The 18338-nt window shown below is 50.8% G+C and carries 11 protein-coding genes, 2 tRNA genes and 3 rRNA genes; 10 read left to right on the top strand and 6 right to left on the bottom strand.

Annotated features, from left to right (window positions below):
• Positions 1-32 precede the first annotated feature (32 nt).
• The 7 genes from ACK3CJ_RS17975 (at position 33) to ACK3CJ_RS17945 (ending at position 6315) form a co-directional block, all read left to right on the top strand.
• A 16S ribosomal RNA gene (locus ACK3CJ_RS17975) occupies positions 33-1571 on the top strand.
• 92 nt (positions 1572-1663) lie between these two features.
• Positions 1664-1740 (top strand) — tRNA-Ile (locus ACK3CJ_RS17970).
• 110 nt (positions 1741-1850) lie between these two features.
• A tRNA-Ala gene (locus ACK3CJ_RS17965) sits at positions 1851-1926 on the top strand.
• 262 nt (positions 1927-2188) lie between these two features.
• Positions 2189-5083, top strand: a 23S ribosomal RNA gene (locus ACK3CJ_RS17960).
• A gap of 156 nt (positions 5084-5239) precedes the next feature.
• A 5S ribosomal RNA gene (gene rrf, locus ACK3CJ_RS17955) occupies positions 5240-5355 on the top strand.
• The 16S, 23S and 5S rRNA genes sit together here with 2 tRNA genes alongside, the layout of an rRNA operon.
• A 115-nt stretch (positions 5356-5470) precedes the next feature.
• Complete coding sequence (locus ACK3CJ_RS17950; protein ID WP_409523582.1) at positions 5471-5938, top strand: DUF2489 domain-containing protein; 468 nt, start codon at positions 5471-5473, stop codon at positions 5936-5938.
• Positions 5938-6315, top strand: coding sequence for a hypothetical protein (locus ACK3CJ_RS17945; protein WP_409523581.1), 378 nt, complete (start codon positions 5938-5940; stop codon positions 6313-6315). Before ACK3CJ_RS17950 ends, ACK3CJ_RS17945 begins: the two co-directional genes overlap by 1 nt.
• Positions 6316-6322: 7 nt before the next feature.
• On the opposite strand, the gene ACK3CJ_RS17940 is transcribed toward ACK3CJ_RS17945, so the two are convergent.
• The 3 genes from ACK3CJ_RS17940 to ACK3CJ_RS17930 form a co-directional block, all read right to left on the bottom strand.
• Positions 6323-8878, bottom strand: a complete 2556-nt coding sequence (locus tag ACK3CJ_RS17940) for an ATP-binding protein (RefSeq protein WP_409523580.1) — start codon at positions 8876-8878, stop codon at positions 6323-6325.
• Between the two features lie 46 nt (positions 8879-8924).
• Positions 8925-9887 carry an ABC transporter substrate-binding protein gene (locus ACK3CJ_RS17935; RefSeq protein ID WP_409523579.1) on the bottom strand — a complete coding sequence of 321 codons (963 nt, stop codon included), beginning with the start codon at positions 9885-9887 and terminating at the stop codon, positions 8925-8927.
• 209 nt (positions 9888-10096) lie between these two features.
• Positions 10097-12181: a TonB-dependent receptor plug domain-containing protein gene (locus ACK3CJ_RS17930; protein WP_409523578.1), complete on the bottom strand. Its 2085-nt coding sequence runs from the start codon at positions 12179-12181 to the stop codon at positions 10097-10099.
• Positions 12182-12440: 259 nt separating this feature from the next.
• Between ACK3CJ_RS17930 and ACK3CJ_RS17925 the strand changes: the two genes are divergently transcribed.
• Both ACK3CJ_RS17925 and mtnK read left to right on the top strand, forming a co-directional pair.
• Positions 12441-13244: an amidohydrolase gene (locus ACK3CJ_RS17925; protein WP_409523577.1), complete on the top strand. Its 804-nt coding sequence runs from the start codon at positions 12441-12443 to the stop codon at positions 13242-13244.
• A gap of 29 nt (positions 13245-13273) precedes the next feature.
• Positions 13274-14494: an S-methyl-5-thioribose kinase gene (mtnK, locus tag ACK3CJ_RS17920; protein ID WP_409523576.1), complete on the top strand. Its 1221-nt coding sequence runs from the start codon at positions 13274-13276 to the stop codon at positions 14492-14494.
• 51 nt (positions 14495-14545) lie between these two features.
• Here the strand turns inward: mtnK and ACK3CJ_RS17915 are convergent, their stop codons facing one another.
• Positions 14546-15124, bottom strand: coding sequence for a YceI family protein (locus ACK3CJ_RS17915; protein ID WP_409523575.1), 579 nt, complete (start codon positions 15122-15124; stop codon positions 14546-14548).
• Positions 15121-15693, bottom strand: coding sequence for a cytochrome b (locus tag ACK3CJ_RS17910; RefSeq protein WP_409523574.1), 573 nt, complete (start codon positions 15691-15693; stop codon positions 15121-15123). Before ACK3CJ_RS17910 ends, ACK3CJ_RS17915 begins: the two co-directional genes overlap by 4 nt.
• A gap of 220 nt (positions 15694-15913) precedes the next feature.
• Between ACK3CJ_RS17910 and ACK3CJ_RS17905 the strand changes: the two genes are divergently transcribed.
• Complete coding sequence (locus tag ACK3CJ_RS17905; protein WP_409523573.1) at positions 15914-16858, top strand: LysR family transcriptional regulator; 945 nt, start codon at positions 15914-15916, stop codon at positions 16856-16858.
• On the opposite strand, the gene dacB is transcribed toward ACK3CJ_RS17905, so the two are convergent.
• On the bottom strand, positions 16852-18291 hold the full coding sequence (dacB, locus tag ACK3CJ_RS17900; RefSeq protein WP_409523572.1) for a D-alanyl-D-alanine carboxypeptidase/D-alanyl-D-alanine endopeptidase: 1440 nt from the start codon (positions 18289-18291) through the stop codon (positions 16852-16854). The genes ACK3CJ_RS17905 and dacB overlap by 7 nt on opposite strands.
• Between the last annotated feature and the right edge of the window lie 47 nt (positions 18292-18338).

Here is an 18338-nt window from a genome sequence, read left to right as displayed (position 1 = left end):
TATCGGCAGCTTGCTGTTGATACGCTGATTTAAAACTGAAGAGTTTGATCATGGCTCAGATTGAACGCTGGCGGCAGGCCTAACACATGCAAGTCGAGCGGTAGAGAGTAGCTTGCTATTCTTGAGAGCGGCGGACGGGTGAGTAACGCGTAGGAATCTACCTGGTAGAGGGGGATAGCCCGGGGAAACTCGGATTAATACCGCATACGCCCTTAGGGGGAAAGGAGGGGATCTTTCGAGACCTTTCGCTATCAGATGAGCCTGCGTAGGATTAGCTAGTTGGTGTGGTAAAGGCGCACCAAGGCGACGATCCTTAGCTGGTCTGAGAGGATGATCAGCCACACTGGGACTGAGACACGGCCCAGACTCCTACGGGAGGCAGCAGTGGGGAATATTGGACAATGGGGGCAACCCTGATCCAGCCATGCCGCGTGTGTGAAGAAGGCCTTCGGGTTGTAAAGCACTTTCAGTGGTGAGGAAGGCTGTGCGGTTAATACCCGTACAGATTGACGTTAGCCACAGAAGAAGCACCGGCTAACTCCGTGCCAGCAGCCGCGGTAATACGGAGGGTGCAAGCGTTAATCGGAATTACTGGGCGTAAAGCGCGCGTAGGTGGTTCAGTCAGTCAGATGTGAAAGCCCCGGGCTCAACCTGGGAATTGCACCTGATACTGCTGAGCTAGAGTACGGTAGAGGGTAGTGGAATTTCCTGTGTAGCGGTGAAATGCGTAGATATAGGAAGGAACACCAGTGGCGAAGGCGACTACCTGGACTGATACTGACACTGAGGTGCGAAAGCGTGGGGAGCAAACAGGATTAGATACCCTGGTAGTCCACGCTGTAAACGATGTCAACTAGCCGTTGGGACACTTGATGTCTTAGTGGCGCAGCTAACGCGATAAGTTGACCGCCTGGGGAGTACGGTCGCAAGATTAAAACTCAAATGAATTGACGGGGGCCCGCACAAGCGGTGGAGCATGTGGTTTAATTCGACGCAACGCGAAGAACCTTACCTACTCTTGACATCCAGAGAACTTGCTAGAGATAGCTTGGTGCCTTCGGGAGCTCTGAGACAGGTGCTGCATGGCTGTCGTCAGCTCGTGTTGTGAAATGTTGGGTTAAGTCCCGTAACGAGCGCAACCCTTGTCCTTATTTGCCAGCACGTAAAGGTGGGAACTCTAAGGAGACTGCCGGTGACAAACCGGAGGAAGGTGGGGACGACGTCAAGTCATCATGGCCCTTACGAGTAGGGCTACACACGTGCTACAATGGCCGGTACAGAGGGCTGCAACCCTGCGAAGGTGAGCGAATCTCAGAAAACCGGTCGTAGTCCGGATCGCAGTCTGCAACTCGACTGCGTGAAGTCGGAATCGCTAGTAATCGCGAATCAGCATGTCGCGGTGAATACGTTCCCGGGCCTTGTACACACCGCCCGTCACACCATGGGAGTGGGTTGCACCAGAAGTAGCTAGTCTAACCGCAAGGGGGACGGTTACCACGGTGTGATTCATGACTGGGGTGAAGTCGTAACAAGGTAGCCCTAGGGGAACCTGGGGCTGGATCACCTCCTTAAACGATAGCGAGACCTTGGCAAGCGTTCACTTGTATTACCTGATCAGACGAAGAGCATAAGGTTGTCTATATATACGGCCGGCGCACACGATAGGCTTGTAGCTCAGCTGGTTAGAGCGCACCCCTGATAAGGGTGAGGTCGGTGGTTCAAGTCCACTCAGGCCTACCAATTCCGCACACACCTGCGTTGTGGCACTGTTCGCATAGTTCACTATGCTTCACAGTACTACGCCTTGCTGTGCACGCAATTGGTTATCTGAAACAACCCTGTGACACACTGGGGCTATAGCTCAGCTGGGAGAGCGCCTGCTTTGCACGCAGGAGGTCTGCGGTTCGATCCCGCATAGCTCCACCATCTCGTGATCACCTCACGAAGATGTCATATCTATAGGGTAACGACAGTACAACAACATTATGCTCATGAGTTTTAAGATTTGGTTTGATCCCTGGCAACAGGATCAGAGCAACTCTTAAGGCTTAGGTCTTAAACGCTCTTTAACAATCTGGATCTGAAGAAAGTAACAACACTTGATTGCGTTTTGTCGACGCAATACAAGCGCCAATTGGCGAATCAATCGTAATAAGCATTCAATTGAACAGACGCCTTCGGGTTATATGGTCAAGTGAATAAGCGTGCACGGTGGATGCCTTGGCAGTCAGAGGCGATGAAGGACGTGGTAGCCTGCGAAAAGCTTCGGGGAGCTGGCAAACAAGCTTTGATCCGAAGATGTCCGAATGGGGAAACCCACCTAACTTGTTAGGTATCTCTTAGCTGAATACATAGGCTTTGAGAGGCGAACCCGGGGAACTGAAACATCTAAGTACCCGGAGGAAAAGAAATCAACCGAGATTCCCTAAGTAGTGGCGAGCGAACGGGGAACAGCCCTTAAGCTGCATTCGGGTTAGTGGAAGACACTGGAAAGTGTCGCCGTAGAGGGTGATAGCCCCGTACACGAAAACCTGTTTATAGTGAAAACGAGTAGGGCGGGACACGTGATATCCTGTCTGAACATGGGGGGACCATCCTCCAAGGCTAAATACTCCTGACTGACCGATAGTGAACCAGTACCGTGAGGGAAAGGCGAAAAGAACCCCTGTGAGGGGAGTGAAATAGACCCTGAAACCGTGTACGTACAAGCAGTGGGAGCGGACTTAGTTCCGTGACTGCGTACCTTTTGTATAATGGGTCAGCGACTTACTTTCAGTGGCAAGCTTAACCGAGTAGGGGAGGCGTAGGGAAACCGAGTCTTAATAGGGCGAATGAGTCGCTGGGAGTAGACCCGAAACCGGGCGATCTATCCATGGGCAGGTTGAAGGTTGAGTAACATCAACTGGAGGACCGAACCGACTACCGTTGAAAAGTTAGCGGATGACCTGTGGATCGGAGTGAAAGGCTAATCAAGCTCGGAGATAGCTGGTTCTCCTCGAAAGCTATTTAGGTAGCGCCTCATGTCTCACCTTGGGGGGTAGAGCACTGTTTCGGCTAGGGGGTCATCCCGACTTACCAACCCGATGCAAACTCCGAATACCCAAGAGTGCAATCATGGGAGACACACGGCGGGTGCTAACGTCCGTCGTGAAAAGGGAAACAACCCAGACCGCCAGCTAAGGTCCCAAAATTCTGGTTAAGTGGGAAACGATGTGGGAAGGCTCAGACAGCTAGGATGTTGGCTTAGAAGCAGCCATCATTTAAAGAAAGCGTAATAGCTCACTAGTCGAGTCGGCCTGCGCGGAAGATTTAACGGGGCTCAAACCAGATACCGAAGCTGCGGATGCTTAGATTTATCTAGGCATGGTAGAGGAGCGTTGTGTAAGCCGTTGAAGCGGAAGCCGGGAGGCACCGTGGAGGTATCACAAGTGCGAATGCTGACATAAGTAACGACAAGGGGCGTGAAAAACGCCCCCGCCGGAAGACCAAGGTTTCCTATCCAATGTTAATCAGGGTAGGGTGAGTCGGCTCCTAAGACGAGGCTGAAGAGCGTAGTCGATGGGAAACAGGTTAATATTCCTGTACCGGCTATTACTGCGATGGGGGGGACGGAGAAGGCTAGGCCAGCGCGGCGATGGTAGTCCGCGTTTAAGGGTGTAGGCTGAGAGAGCAGGCAAATCCGCTTTCTTAAGGCTGAGACCTGATGACGAGCACCTTTGGGTGCGAAGTGGTTGATGCCCAGCTTCCAGGAAAAGCCTCTAAGCTTCAGGTAATAGACGACCGTACCCCAAACCGACACAGGTGGTCAGGTTGAGAATACCCAGGCGCTTGAGAGAACTCGGGTGAAGGAACTAGGCAAAATGGTACCGTAACTTCGGGAGAAGGTACGCCGCTTTTGGTGAAGGACTTGCTCCGTAAGCTGAAGGCGGTCGAAGATACCAGGTGGCTGCGACTGTTTATTAAAAACACAGCACTCTGCAAACTCGAAAGAGGACGTATAGGGTGTGACGCCTGCCCGGTGCTTGAAGGTTAATTGATGGGGTTAGCGCAAGCGAAGCTCTTGATCGAAGCCCAAGTAAACGGCGGCCGTAACTATAACGGTCCTAAGGTAGCGAAATTCCTTGTCGGGTAAGTTCCGACCTGCACGAATGGCGTAACGATGGCCACACTGTCTCCACCCGAGACTCAGTGAAATTGAACTCGCTGTGAAGATGCAGCGTACCCGCGGCTAGACGGAAAGACCCCGTGAACCTTTACTATAGCTTCACAGTGGACTTTGACATTACTTGTGTAGGATAGCTGGGAGGCTTTGAAGCGTGGACGCCAGTTCATGTGGAGCCAATCTTGAAATACCAGCCTGGTACTGTTGAGGTTCTAACTCAGGTCCTTTATCGGGATCGAGGACATTGTGTGGTGGGTAGTTTGACTGGGGCGGTCTCCTCCCAAAGAGTAACGGAGGAGCACGAAGGTACCCTCAGGCTGGTCGGAAATCAGCCAATGAGCGCAAGAGTAGAAGGGTGCTTGACTGCGAGACAGACACGTCGAGCAGGTGCGAAAGCAGGTTCTAGTGATCCGGTGGTTCTGTATGGAAGGGCCATCGCTCAACGGATAAAAGGTACTCCGGGGATAACAGGCTGATACCGCCCAAGAGTTCACATCGACGGCGGTGTTTGGCACCTCGATGTCGGCTCATCACATCCTGGGGCTGAAGCCGGTCCCAAGGGTATGGCTGTTCGCCATTTAAAGTGGTACGCGAGCTGGGTTTAGAACGTCGTGAGACAGTTCGGTCCCTATCTGCCGTGGGCGTTTGAGATTTGAGAAGAGTTGCTCCTAGTACGAGAGGACCGGAGTGAACGAACCTCTGGTGTTCCGGTTGTCACGCCAGTGGCATTGCCGGGTAGCTACGTTCGGACAGGATAACCGCTGAAAGCATCTAAGCGGGAAGCCCCCTTCAAGATGAGATCTCACTGGACCTTTAAGGTCCCTGAAGAGCCGTCCGAGACCAGGACGTTGATAGGCAGGGTGTGTAAGCGTTGTAAGGCGTTGAGCTAACCTGTACTAATGGCTCGTGAGGCTTGACCATATAACGCCGAAGGCGTTTGGTTGAATGCTGAAAGATTGATTGTAAAGACAGCTGATTGAGCTTGTGTTGTAGACATGTCGTAAGTAACAGTTGCGACAGGTAATAACCAAAAGACGCATCAAGTACAGACTTCAGATCCCGGTTGTTCCAGTTTTGTCTGGCGACCATAGAGACGTGGCACCACCTGATCCCATACCGAACTCAGAAGTGAAACGCGTCATCGCCGATGGTAGTGTGGGGTCTCCCCATGCGAGAGTAGGTCATCGCCAGGCACTTAATACCGCAGCCCCCGGTCTCTTCGAGATCGGGGGTTTTTGCGTTTCGGGCACTGCTCGGAATAAGGTACAATTTCGTACACAGTTCTTTAAGCAACAAGATGGCAGGCAGATGATCTATTTTTTTATTTTTATCGGTTTAATCGTGATTGCCGGATTGCTGGTTTTTATCTTCAAACATCTGGCAAAACAAAAGCAGTTCAAATTTGAGCAGGAAGCTGCCGCTCGTAAGCACCGTGAAGAAGCACAGCAGCATCGCCAGTATTTGGTAGATAGTATTCGTATTCTCAGCCAGGGGATGGTGAAAGAGGAGCTCAGGCTGACAGAGGGGTGCATCCGTATTAAAGTGTTGATTGATAATCTGGTTCCGCATTTACTCACTGACGCGAAGTTTATGGTTTTTAACCACGTATACAACGAAACAGCTCATATTCCGCGCTTGAAGGAGTGGAAAGCTCTGACTGCAGATGAACGTCGTGAGCATGAGGTCACATTGGAAAGACTCGAGACGGAGTTTAAAGACGACATCCATGAAGCCTTGGCGGAACTCAATCGCTATCCCCTTGAGCAGATACACTGATGTCTCAGTTCATTGTTGTTTTTTTGATTACACTCTGTGTTCTGATTTTGATTGTAGTGGCGATGGTATTTGGAAAACCTCTAGGCTACAGACCCTCGCGTCAGTACGCACTTCAGCTCTTGCGCGGTGTGGAGGACGGCACGACGCGCCAGGAGGCCTGGGATATGTTTCTTGGTTATCCTGTCAGCCATGACCCGGAACTGGAGGCTATTCGTAGACAACTTGTTGCCTTGCATGAAGGAATGGATGGCGGGGCTCCAGCAAATCAGGGGCTTGGTGATTATATCTATGACAGAGCGGGCCGTGCCAGAGTAGCCAAGCTGGTCCCGGTGCTTGAAAAACTTATCAGTGATGAACCTGGTTTCCGCGAATTCTGAGCCTTCATTAACTACGGTTGTGCAGAGCTCTTCGCATCCGGTAGTAGTACTTCCATATTTCTCGCTTTGAACCACGTGTTATGCTGTCATGTAGCTCAAATACACAGGATTCCAGCTCGGGCTCTTCGTATAATCCAGCCAGACCTATCAGTTGATGTGTGTGTGCACGTATCTTGTCAATTTTGTCAGACAAGAGCAGTTCTAGTATCGCATCCAGTTGTCTTTTGACTTCATCATTAAGTCTGTTTGCAAAAGCGAATGACTTAACACTTGGGAAACTAGCCTGATATGGACTTGCACTGATATGGGCTGTGTTAGCAGGATCAAACTCACATAATAATCTCTGCAGTTCAGGAATTTTAATCGGCTTGAGCAGTATCTCTGCTACCCCTGTGTCACGCAGTGCTTTTTGCTCTCTAGCCGCTATGTTAGCTGTCAAGGCAACAATCTTGAGTTCGGGGAAATGTGCTTTAAGGTGACGAGTTGCCGTAATTCCATCCATTCCTGGCATGTTAACATCCATCAGAACCAGATCAGGAAGTTTCTGTTTTACAATCTCAATTGCCTCTTCACCACAGTTTGCAGTTGTCACACTGGCACCGAGCTCTGTAAGAATACGTGTCACCAGCATTCGGTTCAGCTCATTATCTTCAACTACCAGTACATGCAGGCTCACTGGCAGTGGTTGTAGCTTCATCTCTTCATAAGCCACAACACGCTGGCGGTCCGCGATAATCTGTAGCAGTGTTTGTGGATTGGTTGGCTTACTCAGGTTAATAAAATCCTTTGATGCTGCTTGTTGCATCTGATGCGGCGGAGTCAGCAGTAGTATTTTTTTATTTGCGAATCGGATACTCAGTTTTTTCTGAAGATTTCTGACTTCAGAGAGCGTCATAGTGGGGCTGATTCCAACCAGAATATGAGTATAGGTTTTGTTGCTGAACAGTAGATCGGACATGCTGTTGAAAATAGTGACTGATGCACCAGCCATTTGTAATTGTTCTGCCAATGCCTGGGTCATTTCGGGATAACTGTCATACACAGCGATTGCAGCCTGCAACTCATCCTTCAACTCTCTGCTATCTTGTGCGCTCTGTAATGGCAGATTAATTGTGATATGTGTCCCTTTACTCTCCTCGCTCTCCAGAAGGATATTGCCCTGCATCAAGGTGACGAGTCTGTACACGATTGCCAACCCTAATCCTGAGCCTCCATACTCTCTGCTGATACTGCTGTCGGCCTGGCTGAATGCGTTGAATAGATAGGGCTTGTGATGTTCTGCGATACCAATACCAGTGTCATTTACTTCGAGGTGCAACTGGTTGTTATCCTGTTCACTGTGTGTGGCCCGAATAAAGACATGTCCGGAATCCGTGAACTTGATTGCATTATTGATCAGGTTGCTGATGATCTGCCTGAACCTGGTTGGATCTCCGTTGATCAGTGTTGGTAGCGATGGGTCATAGATATGGATAATCTCCAGACCTTTCTGCTGGGCCAAAGGCGCGAGCATATTGATCACTTCCTGTATTGCGGCGCAGAGGTCGAAGGGGATACATTCGAGTTTGATCGCGTTGGACTCGAGGCGTGAAAAGTCGAGAATGTCGTCGATAATGTTCAGTAACAGCAGCGATGTCTGATCTATAATCTGCAAGTACTGCTTTTGCTGTTCCAGGCTGTTCTCTTGACTCATCATCTGTGTAAAGCCGATGACAGAGGTCAGGGGGGTACGCAGTTCATGACTCATGCGCGCCAGAAACTCATCTTTTGCACGGTTGGCATCATCGGCCTTGTTACGTGCAGTGGTCAGCTCAAAGTTTTTGTTTTCAATCTGTTTGATGGTCTTTGACAGCTGGCGGGTGGCAAGCTCAACACGCCTTTCAAGTTCTCGGTTCGATATCTCGATTGTGGCAGCGAGGTTGTTGATACCCTTGGCCAGAATATCCAGTTCATGAGTTGATGTTGAAGTGGCGCGTATGGAGAAATTTCCCTTCTGCAGAAGCTTGATAACAGCAGACAGGCCGGCAATCGGGCGTGTGATGCCATTACCTATTCGGCTGGCAATCATGAAGGTGGTAATCAGTCCTATGCACGATAACAGAAGGCTTCGCCAGATAATTTGTCTCTGCCTTTCAATGATCGGTTGATCTGAGATGAGAATTCCGACCCAGCCTACAATTTCTCTATTTTCCTCATCCTGCTCTTGATCAGCATGATCCATGAGTTGAATCGGATCACTCTCGACCGGCATGATGAAGTACCAGATATCGTTGATCAACTTGGTGCCGCCAAGGGCCTGATTGAGTTCAAGTGGGAAGTTTGCCTCTCGATGGAGCAGTCGTCTATCGGTATCCATAAAGATCACATCGGAGATGTGGGGGTCCTGCAAGAGGCGCTGACTCAGAGGAGACAGCAGATCCGTGTTGCCACTCAAGATTCCGAATTCAGCAGAAGTGGCAAGCAAACGACTGAGCTCGTGTCCTTTGGTCAGTAGTGTGCTTTTGGCATCCGAGATCTGAATGTAGGTAAAGTAGCCTCCCAGGATCAGGGTAATCAGGATCATGGGAACCAGTGAGAGCGCGAGAACGCGATTTTGAATGGAAAGGTGCTTAGTCTTTCTGGCGGTCATATAGCTGCTCGGATGTTCTGAGGGCCTCTTCTATCTCTTCCAGAGGAGGTAGATCCAGCCTGAGCGTTCTTGCAGCCGTTTGATTGATGCTGACTGTGTAATGCTTAGGGTAGTGAGGTTCGGGTAGCTTATCTGAGCTGATCATCAGTTGTAGCAGTTCAGCTGTATGCCTGCCAATTTGTGAGGGGGTTGAGTAGATTCCCAGGACTGCACCGGCATCTACATAGCTGGTCGAAAAGCCAATCAATGGTATGCGATTTCGCAGGCTGATATAGAGAATCCACTTTGCTGCTGCACGGTTGAATACCGAGCTGTCCGGTATCGCAATAAATACATCGCTGTCTGAGATGATCGGAGTCAGGACTCGTACTGGGTTGTCACTTTCATCCATAAGGGTATACACAGCACGCATACCGAAATCGGAGCTGACTCTGACAAAATCATCTTCAAGCACTCTGGAAGATGGGCCAAATACAGCGCCAACGCTTGTCATGTCGGGACGTAGGACACGAGCCAGAATTATCTGTCGGGAGAAGGGCTGATCCATGAACAACGCGGTAATCTGACTGTTGACAAAAATCAGACTTTCTTTGTGGCTTTGTGACAGTATCAGGAAGGCTTGTGAGGGTAAGAATGTACACAGAAGGCGCGTCGTGGGTTGCGCATTGCGTATGACAAACTCACAAGCACGGGTTCCGACAGCAACAACATTTCGATCAAGACTCTTTTCCTGAGTGAGGTTGTCTTGCTGCAGGTAAGTGGTTTCCAGAGTGACCTTGATCTCTTGTTGCAGCGTATTCAGGAGCAAAGCATACGCATCACCCTGATCACTGAAAATCAGTAAGGGATGGCGCTCTGCTGCGGCTGTGTGAGCAGACAGGCACAGGACTGTCATCAGCAGCCAGATAAGTCGCTTGGTTAAAGCTTTCAGGATTCCTTCCATAGCTCGTCCGTTTGCCCCGGATTCAATGATATTCCATCATCAGTTGAATGAAAACACGGCGATTGAAATCATGATGGTGGTAAAGCTCCTGACAAGTCGGGCCGAGGGCGTTCTGTGCCACAAACGACAGTGTCCGCCCGGATATATCAGGGGCTATGATTGTAACAGCCTGAGATACGAAGCGACTATGATGCATTGAGTGTTACACCTCATCTAAATATCAGCCTGGCAGTTATCCAGGCCCTGCGGTCAAATTCGTTGTATGGGTAAAACTCCTGATACTGCTTTCCTGACAGATTCTGCACAATCAGCGACAGTGCAAATGTACTGTCATGATCCAGAGTCCAGGATTTGGCCAGTTGCAGATCTGTTCTGTTGTACGACGGAATTACGACATGTTGATGATTATCTGTCCAGTGCACACGATCCATATAGTAATGAGTGACGCTCATGCTCCAGTCAGCAGTCGGCTTCCAGTGCAGCATCATAGATGCTGTGTGTCGTGGTGTCAGAGGGCCAGCCGGGGTGAAGCGCTCGCCTTGTCCCTGATCCCATTGGTTGTGCTGCGAGTCGGTATAGTTATAGTTCACAAGCAGGCGCAGATTACGCGGTAACTGCCTGCTGTACTGTATCTCCAACCCCCTGTTTCTGAGTTCGGCGTGGTTGGCGTACATGAGGGCTCTGTCTTCCTGTCTACGCCAAGGGTGTATGCCGTCACTGATAGATTCGTTGAAGAGGCGTAGATCGACATAATTGGTATCATTAAAGAGATGGTAAATGCCTAATTCCTTGCTCTGTATCTGCTCTCGGCGCAGATTCGGACTCCTCACTGAGTTGAGCAGCAGGGTTTCAGGGGTGGATGTGAAAGGTTTATAGATCGTATAGTTTCTTTCACTTTCCAGCAGTGAGGGTATACGTTCGCTATGACTGTAGCCGAATCTTACTGCCGTTTGAGTCTGGGGTTTCCAGAGCAAAGCTGCGCGGTAAGAAGTGGCATGTTGATCTGAAATTGCATGCTCATGAAGCAGGCCTGCATTCATTGTGAAATGACTATTCACGAGCAGTTCGCCATGGTTGAAAACGCGTACTTTGTCCCGTGATACTTTTCCATCGTGAAACAGCATTGAGCTGGAGGCCTGCTCTTTGCGGATACCTAAAGCTGCTGAGTTGCGATAACGACCATGAGGTACAAAATCAAACCTCACTTCAGCATCGCTCATACTTGTATTGCCGTGCTCGGCGAGCAGCAGTCCGCCCGGATTAGCTGCGACCAGTCCATCCGCAATCTGCTGGTCACTGAAGAGGTCTTGAGGTAGCGACATCACCTGGCGGGTCAGGTTGATAAGTCCTGCCTGATGCTGAAGAGCATCCAGGCCAGAAGGAGGCGCTTCATTGAGTTTAAGCCGGTTGCGGTAAATCATCATATGAAGTCGTGAGTCACTGGAGAGGTCTCTTTGCCATTTCAGCGACTGAAAATCGGATCTGTGACCACGGTTTACCGTATAGGCATTGGGGCTTCGCAGTCGCCCACTGATAATGTCGCCCTGGTCATAGCCAAGGTTGATATCGATAGTGTCAATCAGTGAGGGTGCCATCTGGGCAGAAAAGTGTACGAACTGTCGGGAGAGTCCATCCCGAAAGCGCTGAGAGCCATCATTTTCATCATGGTTGACGGCAAGGCGATAGCTGCCCAGCGATGAATCACGGCTGAAGCTTGCTCTCATCTGTCGGGTGTTCATTGATCCCACAGAACCTTGTACTTCAACCCGGTTATCCAGCAGGGGGTTGCGTGTGATGAAGTTGATGGCACCCATAAATGCATTGGAGCCATGTGTTGCAGCATTGGAACCGCGTACTATCTCTACTCGCTCGATATCTTCAATCGCTACGGCAAGGGTCTCCCAGATGGTGGTTGAAACCAGTGGAATATAGACTGACCGTCCGTCGATCATGACCTCCATACGACCAGGATGGTTATCAGTTGCACCATGGTAAGTGGCACCATATTGATTGCTGCCAGTCATGAACACCTGCATACCTGGCACCAGACGTAAAAGATCGGGGAGTGATCGTGCTCCACTGGCCTCAATGGTTGAGCGTGTGATCACGGTCATCGACGCTGGCGCGTCGGTCAGCAATTGAGGCAGGCGTGAGGCGGCAGTGACTTCTGGAATATCGAACTCAAACAGTGACCGCTCATCTGCATTGTGGATATCGGCCTGAGTGCTGGAAATGGACAGAGACGAGATCAGTAACAGCGAAAACGGTTTGAATTGCAGGAATTTGGATGGCATCTGTATATCCCTATACACTTTCACCGCATTACTGGTGTAGTGACAAATAGCGGTGATAAATAGCGGTGACAAATAGTGGAAGTGGTTTCATTATACCATTGTGGAGTAATTGTTCAGCATTTTCAGATGATTTGATTTTGTGACGCTGGTTTGTGATCCTTTTCATCTTTTCGATACCCTGCAAAGCCAAGGTCAGAGGAGAAAATGTTCTCCCGGACGATGAGTGAGCTGAAACATTGATTGAGGAAGCAGTAAATCTATGCAGAATCTGATAATGACACTGGTGCAGACCTCTCTGCACTGGCAGAAGCCGGATATGAACAGGGCTGATATTGAGGAATATTTCATTGATTTGAAAGGCAAGACGGATCTGATTATCTTGCCTGAAATGTTCACCACTGGCTTTACCATGGCACCAGAAGGGTTGGCGGAGGATGAGTCAGGTGCAACGCTTGAGTGGATGCAACAGCAGTCTAGACTGACCGGGGCTGCGATCTGCGGCAGCTTGATCATCAACTCACCAGAAGGATATCGCAACAGGCTCTACTGGGTCACCCCAGAGGGCGCGTCTGAGTATTATGATAAGGTGCATCTGTTTCGCATGGCCAATGAGCATGAGCATTATGCCGCTGGAGACAGGCGCTTGATCATTGCCTATCGCGGTTGGCGCATCATGCCACAGATCTGTTATGACCTGCGCTTTCCGGTCTGGTCACGTAATCGTAACGATTATGACCTGCTGCTCTATGTGGCAAACTGGCCGGCAGCTCGTCGGCATGCCTGGCGTACGTTGTTGCAGGCCAGAGCGATTGAAAATCAGTGTTATGTAGCCGGGGTCAATCGTGTAGGTAAGGACGGTAATGGAGTTGAATACTCCGGTGATAGCCTTCTGATTGATTTCAAAGGTGAGTTGATGATTGATCGTGCGCCGGGAGAGGTATTTGTTGAAACCGGTGAGCTTAAGTATTCTGTCCTGGCAGATTTCAGAGAGGCTTTTCCCGCCTGGATGGATGCAGATGAGTTCAGCGTCAAAGGCAAGGTTGATAAGCGGTCTCAGTTGTAATGGATCAGTAAGGTGGGTAAGGGGGATAGATGTCAACGGATAACACAGTACATAAATTTGTCGATGATGCGGCCGTCATCGCATTTGTCAGTGCTCACAGCGATCAATTGGATCTCAGTGTTCCACCGGTTGTCGAAGAGATAGGGGATGGCAATATCAACTTTGTCTACCGTGTCAGGGATCACCGCGGGAAAAGTCTGATTGTAAAACAGGCGCTACCCTATATCCGCATTATTGGAGAAGGCTGGCCGTTGTCACTTGACCGTATCCGTATAGAGGCAGATGTGTTGCGTAGTGAAGCTTGTTGGGCTCCGCATCAGGTGCCGGAGTTACTCTATTTTTCACCCGCGGATGCGGCTATTCTGATGCAGGATATCGGCGATCATCAGAATCTGCGTCATGCCTTGATTGAGCGTCGGGAACTGCCTGGCCTGGGGCTGCAGATAGGAGATTTTCTGGCCGCGACTCTGTTTCATACCAGTGATCTCTTCCTTAACAGTACGGCCAAGAAAGAGCAGTTGGCGAGCTTTATCAATCCTGACCTTTGCGGCATCTCTGAAGAGGTCTATTTCATAGACCCTTTCTGTGATCATGAGCGAAATAGTGTCAACCCTCTGTTGCTGCAAGAGGCGAAGCAGATCTGGGCAGATGATGCGCTCAGGGCTGAGGTAGCTGAACTCAAATATGGCTTCATGAATCGTACCGAAGCACTGATTCATGGTGATCTTCATACCGGTTCCATTTTTGTCCGCGACGGCAGTATCAAGGTCATCGATCCAGAGTTTGCCTTCTGTGGCCCGGTCGGATTCGACCTGGGTACGGTGCTGGCCAATTTTCTGCTGAACTTTTCAGCCCAACTGGGGCTGCCGAGTGAGATGGAGGAGAAAAACCGCTACCAACACTATCTGTTACAGCAACTGCGTGAGTTGTGGAACAGTTTCAGTCAGAGCTTCCTGGAGTTGGCAGAGCAGAAGTCTGCCGATGCCGGGTTGGCGTCAGTTCAGTGGCGAGCGCGTAAGATGGCAGATTTTTTTGCCGATATGCTGGGGTATGCCGGTGTTGAAATGATGCGTCGTACGCTGGGGATCGCTCATGTTGCAGATCTGGAGCAGATTACAGATGAGTCTGTGAGGGTGGTTTCAGAGCGACTGTCGATCAGACTGGCATGTCTGTTGATTACCCGTCGTGGAGAGCTGTCAGGGATAGAGGAGCTATTGAAGGAGATACAGGCTCTGCAGCAGAGCCTGTAATCAGTGTTGCCCCGTGAGGGGCAAGCCGTGCCGTAAGTTGTATTGCTGGGATTACTGGCGAATACCTTCGATGTAAAGATCCAGGTGCACGGTTTCTGCGGCAGGGCCGAGATTAAAGTTGAATCCGAAATCAGGCAGGTTCAGCGCAGTGGTACCAGCGAAGCCAGCACGGTAGCCTCCCCATGGGTCGTTGCCTTCGCCTATTTTGGCAACTTCGATCTCGATTGGTTGTGTCTGGTCGTTCAGCGTAAGATTACCCTGCAGTACTCCCTGTCCATTTCCTTTGTCTTCATAACCGGTGCTGACAAAATGTGCTTCGCTGAACTTGGATACTTCCAGGAAGTCGCTGCTGCGGATGTGGCGATCACGCTCGGCATGGTTGGTGTCGACTGAAGCGGTGTTGATTTTCACATCTACGCTGGTAGCGTCCAGATTATCGGCATCATAGGTGAAGGTGCCTTCAAATTCGTTGAAGCGACCAACAACCATACCGATACCCAGATGGTCGACACGAAAGTTGACGGATGCGTGTGCGCCCTGAGTGTCAATGACATAGTCGGCGGCAAATGCCGGTGTTGCTGTAACCACTGCTGCCAGCGCGAGGCTCTTCAAAAACTTATGTCCGGTCATCGGTTATTCTCCAGATCTAGGCCCAGGATTCGTCTGAGCGTGTTATCACGATTTAAATAATGGTGTTTCAAAGCAGCCAGGGCATGAATGGAAGCCATTACTATCAGCCCTGTTGCAGCATAAAAATGTACGGTGCCTGCCAGCTCTTCCTGGCGCGTGGCCAGTGACGGAATAGCGGGTACACTGAACCAGTTGAACACACTGATACTGCGGCCATCTGCTGTTGAAAGCATGTAGCCGGATAAGATTACAACAAGAACAAGTGCATACAGGGCGATATGACCGGCGGATGCGGCTAATCGTTCCCAACGAATGTGTGAAAGGCTGACTGGTGATGGGTTAACAAGTCGCCACAACAGCCTGAATGCTAGCAGCATGGCAAGCAGTATGCCGATACTGCGATGAATATCAGGGTAGATACGATATCCCGGATCATAGTAACTCAAAGACACAATATAGAGCCCCAGTGGATACATGCCGATAACGGCCAGGGCAGCTAGCCAGTGTAAAAGGATAGTCATCCAGCCGAATTGGTGTTTACTGTTTCTGACCTGTTTTACCAGCGCCATAGACTAAGCTCCATGAAAAGATCTGACTAGGGTAAACTGTCATGCACGATTCGTCTAATGCATGTTTGAGATAGTTATTATGCGCAAATGATATATTTCAGGAGTGGCGATCGAAAAGATGGCATCACCAAACCCCTTTTCAAAGACATGGCCAGTCCTGAGTTAGTTCACTGATGTGGTATGAAAAAATATATCCATGCACAAATAGTAAGAGGTGAGCATGAGTAAGGTGCATGATGTTCAGTTGCGACAGCTCGACCTGAATCTTCTGGTGATACTGGACGCACTGCTCGATGAACGCCATATCACCAGAGCAGCCGAGCGTCTTGAAATGAGCCAACCTGCAGTCAGCAGAGCTTTAGCCAGATTAAGAGAGGTCTTGCAGGACCCTATACTGGTTCGAACTTCCGAAGGGCTGTCGATGAGTGCAAGAGCTGCTGGTATGCAGCCTCAGTTGGCTGACCTTCTCAGAGGTATCAGCCAGTTGGTGTCGCCATCAGAGTTTGATCCCACGACAGATTCGCGGCTGATCAAGATGACCGGATTGGATCTGGAGTTGGCACTCTATCTGCCGGCGCTGGCGAAGCGCCTTCGCAGGCTGGCTCCTTTGATGCGCCTGGAAACGGTCAGGCAGGAGATGGATAACTTTACCATGCTGGAGCAGGATGAGGTGCACTTCAGCCTCACCGGCCTCGAGCCGATGCGAGCGGCTGATCAATTGCATCGGCTCAGTATTGATACCATGCCCAGTATCTGCCTGATGGCAGACGATAATCCATTGGCTCATGGCGAGATGAGTACACAGGCCTATGCCGCAGCACCGCACGGTCTGGTGTCAATCACCGGCAAGGGGCCGGGTTATATGGATGTGATCCTGCAGAAAAAAGGTTACCAGCGGACTATCATGCTGCGCCTGTCCAGCTTTATGTCAGTAGCGGACTTCTGCGAAGACAGTGATCTGATCTTCACACTGCCGTTGCGTCTGGCAGGGCGTATTGCGGCGGGGCGCAGACTGGCTCTGCGGCCCTTGCCGACGGATATACAGCAGCCCCCTATCACTTTTTATCTCTATTGGCATGCCCGTTATCATCGTGATCCGGGCATGCAGTGGGTCAGGGAGCAACTACTCTCAGCGCTTAAGGAAACCGGAGCTGTAACTTACTGACAGTCCAGGTTATGTGCCCAGCGCAGAAAGCGTTCCTGCAGCTGTGAACCTGGCCCGCGATGAGCATCAGCATGGTTGATCATCAGTACAACCATGAGATCCTTGCCACAGTGACTGCGCACATATCCTGTTATTGCTGATACATCGTTCAGGCGTCCGGTTTTAAGGTGCATCCGCCCAGCCTCTGGTGATGCAGTGAATTGACGTCGGGTAGTGCCATCCATGCCGGAGATGGACATGGATGAGATGAACTCATGGCGCCAGGGGCTGTTCCATCCGGCATTGAGCACCTGGCCAAGTTGGCGTGGTGAAATACGCACATGGCGACTCAGGCCCGATCCATTGTCAATCACCATGCCGCCGACCTCGACACCTGATTCGCGCAGCGTCTCATAAAGTGCGTTGCGTGCTTTTTCCAGAGTGGCAGGTGCGCCGTAGCGCTCTGCGCCCAGTGTCAGGGCCATATGTCTGGTCATGATGTTATGGCTCCATTTATTGGCAACCTTGACCAGATCTCCCAGAGGGCGCGACTGATGTTGAAGTAAGGCCCTTGCCGGAAGGGGCGGTGAGGAAACGGTGCGCACATTGCCGTTGAACTCACCTCCCCACTGCTGCCAGTGCAGTCGGAACATCTCTGCGGCATAGAACTCGGGATCCACCGCTGTACGTAACAGCTCGTAGTTGCCGCAGTGGACCGGATATCGGCCGCTGAAGGTCACCTCATTGCCCGATGCCTGATAATGGATTCCTCGCTGCCAGTCGCCACAGTTGCCGGTGCCTGCCTGCAGCTGATTGTTGATTTTCATGCCCGGCAGTGGTGGGTCCGCCTCAATATGGATCTGACCCTCGGCATCAGGGCGGATATGGAAACGCAGTGAGTTGGCATTCACCAGCAGTGGATGTGGTGGCTGGTTGTAGGCACGCAAAGGCTGGCCATCAAAAGCTCCGGGATCTTCAGGTGCCAGTGAAAAATAGCCGCTATCGAGAATCAGGTCACCATCAATTTTGCGCAGCCCGCTCCTGTACAGGCTGCCCAGCATACGCCAGTGCTCTTCACTGACCGCCCCAGGGTCGCCGGTACCACGCATGATCAGGTCGCCTTTCAGGACGCCGTTAACTATCGGGGCATGGCTGTAGAAATCTGTCTTCCAGGTGTAATCCGGACCGAGAGCATTCAGCGATGCCAGAGTAGTTGCGAGCTTGATTGTTGAAGCCGGGTTGAACATCTGCTCTTCATTCAATCGCGCCAGTGCTGATGTTTCGCCAGCGCGCTGAACCCATATGCCGATGGCGCTCTGCGGCAATGGCTGCGAGCTCAGCAATTGCTGCAGACTTGCCGGCACCTGTGCCAGAGCGAGATTGAAAGGAGCGCTCAGCAGGCTGGTGGTGATCGCCAGGCGGCAGAAGAGCCGGCTTTTGTAAGATGACAACATGAAATAACACTCCGTAAAAATAAAGCAGCAGGCCAAGTGCACGGCAG

It is taken from the genome of Nitrincola salilacus, assembly GCF_046271865.1.
Taxonomy (GTDB): domain Bacteria; phylum Pseudomonadota; class Gammaproteobacteria; order Pseudomonadales; family Balneatricaceae; genus Nitrincola; species Nitrincola salilacus.
This window is presented reverse-complemented; position numbering and strand designations above follow the sequence as displayed.

Coding starts and splice junctions, on each gene's coding strand:
- ACK3CJ_RS17915 (WP_409523575.1), bottom strand. CDS start 15,124: ATGACCGGACATAAGTTTTTGAAGAGCCTCGCGCTGGCAGCAGTGGTT.
- mtnK (WP_409523576.1), top strand. CDS start 13,274: ATGTCAACGGATAACACAGTACATAAATTTGTCGATGATGCGGCCGTC.
- ACK3CJ_RS17945 (WP_409523581.1), top strand. CDS start 5,938: ATGTCTCAGTTCATTGTTGTTTTTTTGATTACACTCTGTGTTCTGATT.
- ACK3CJ_RS17930 (WP_409523578.1), bottom strand. CDS start 12,181: ATGCCATCCAAATTCCTGCAATTCAAACCGTTTTCGCTGTTACTGATC.
- ACK3CJ_RS17950 (WP_409523582.1), top strand. CDS start 5,471: ATGATCTATTTTTTTATTTTTATCGGTTTAATCGTGATTGCCGGATTG.
- dacB (WP_409523572.1), bottom strand. CDS start 18,291: ATGTTGTCATCTTACAAAAGCCGGCTCTTCTGCCGCCTGGCGATCACC.
- ACK3CJ_RS17905 (WP_409523573.1), top strand. CDS start 15,914: ATGAGTAAGGTGCATGATGTTCAGTTGCGACAGCTCGACCTGAATCTT.
- ACK3CJ_RS17935 (WP_409523579.1), bottom strand. CDS start 9,887: ATGGAAGGAATCCTGAAAGCTTTAACCAAGCGACTTATCTGGCTGCTG.
- ACK3CJ_RS17910 (WP_409523574.1), bottom strand. CDS start 15,693: ATGGCGCTGGTAAAACAGGTCAGAAACAGTAAACACCAATTCGGCTGG.
- ACK3CJ_RS17940 (WP_409523580.1), bottom strand. CDS start 8,878: ATGATCCTGATTACCCTGATCCTGGGAGGCTACTTTACCTACATTCAG.
- ACK3CJ_RS17925 (WP_409523577.1), top strand. CDS start 12,441: ATGCAGAATCTGATAATGACACTGGTGCAGACCTCTCTGCACTGGCAG.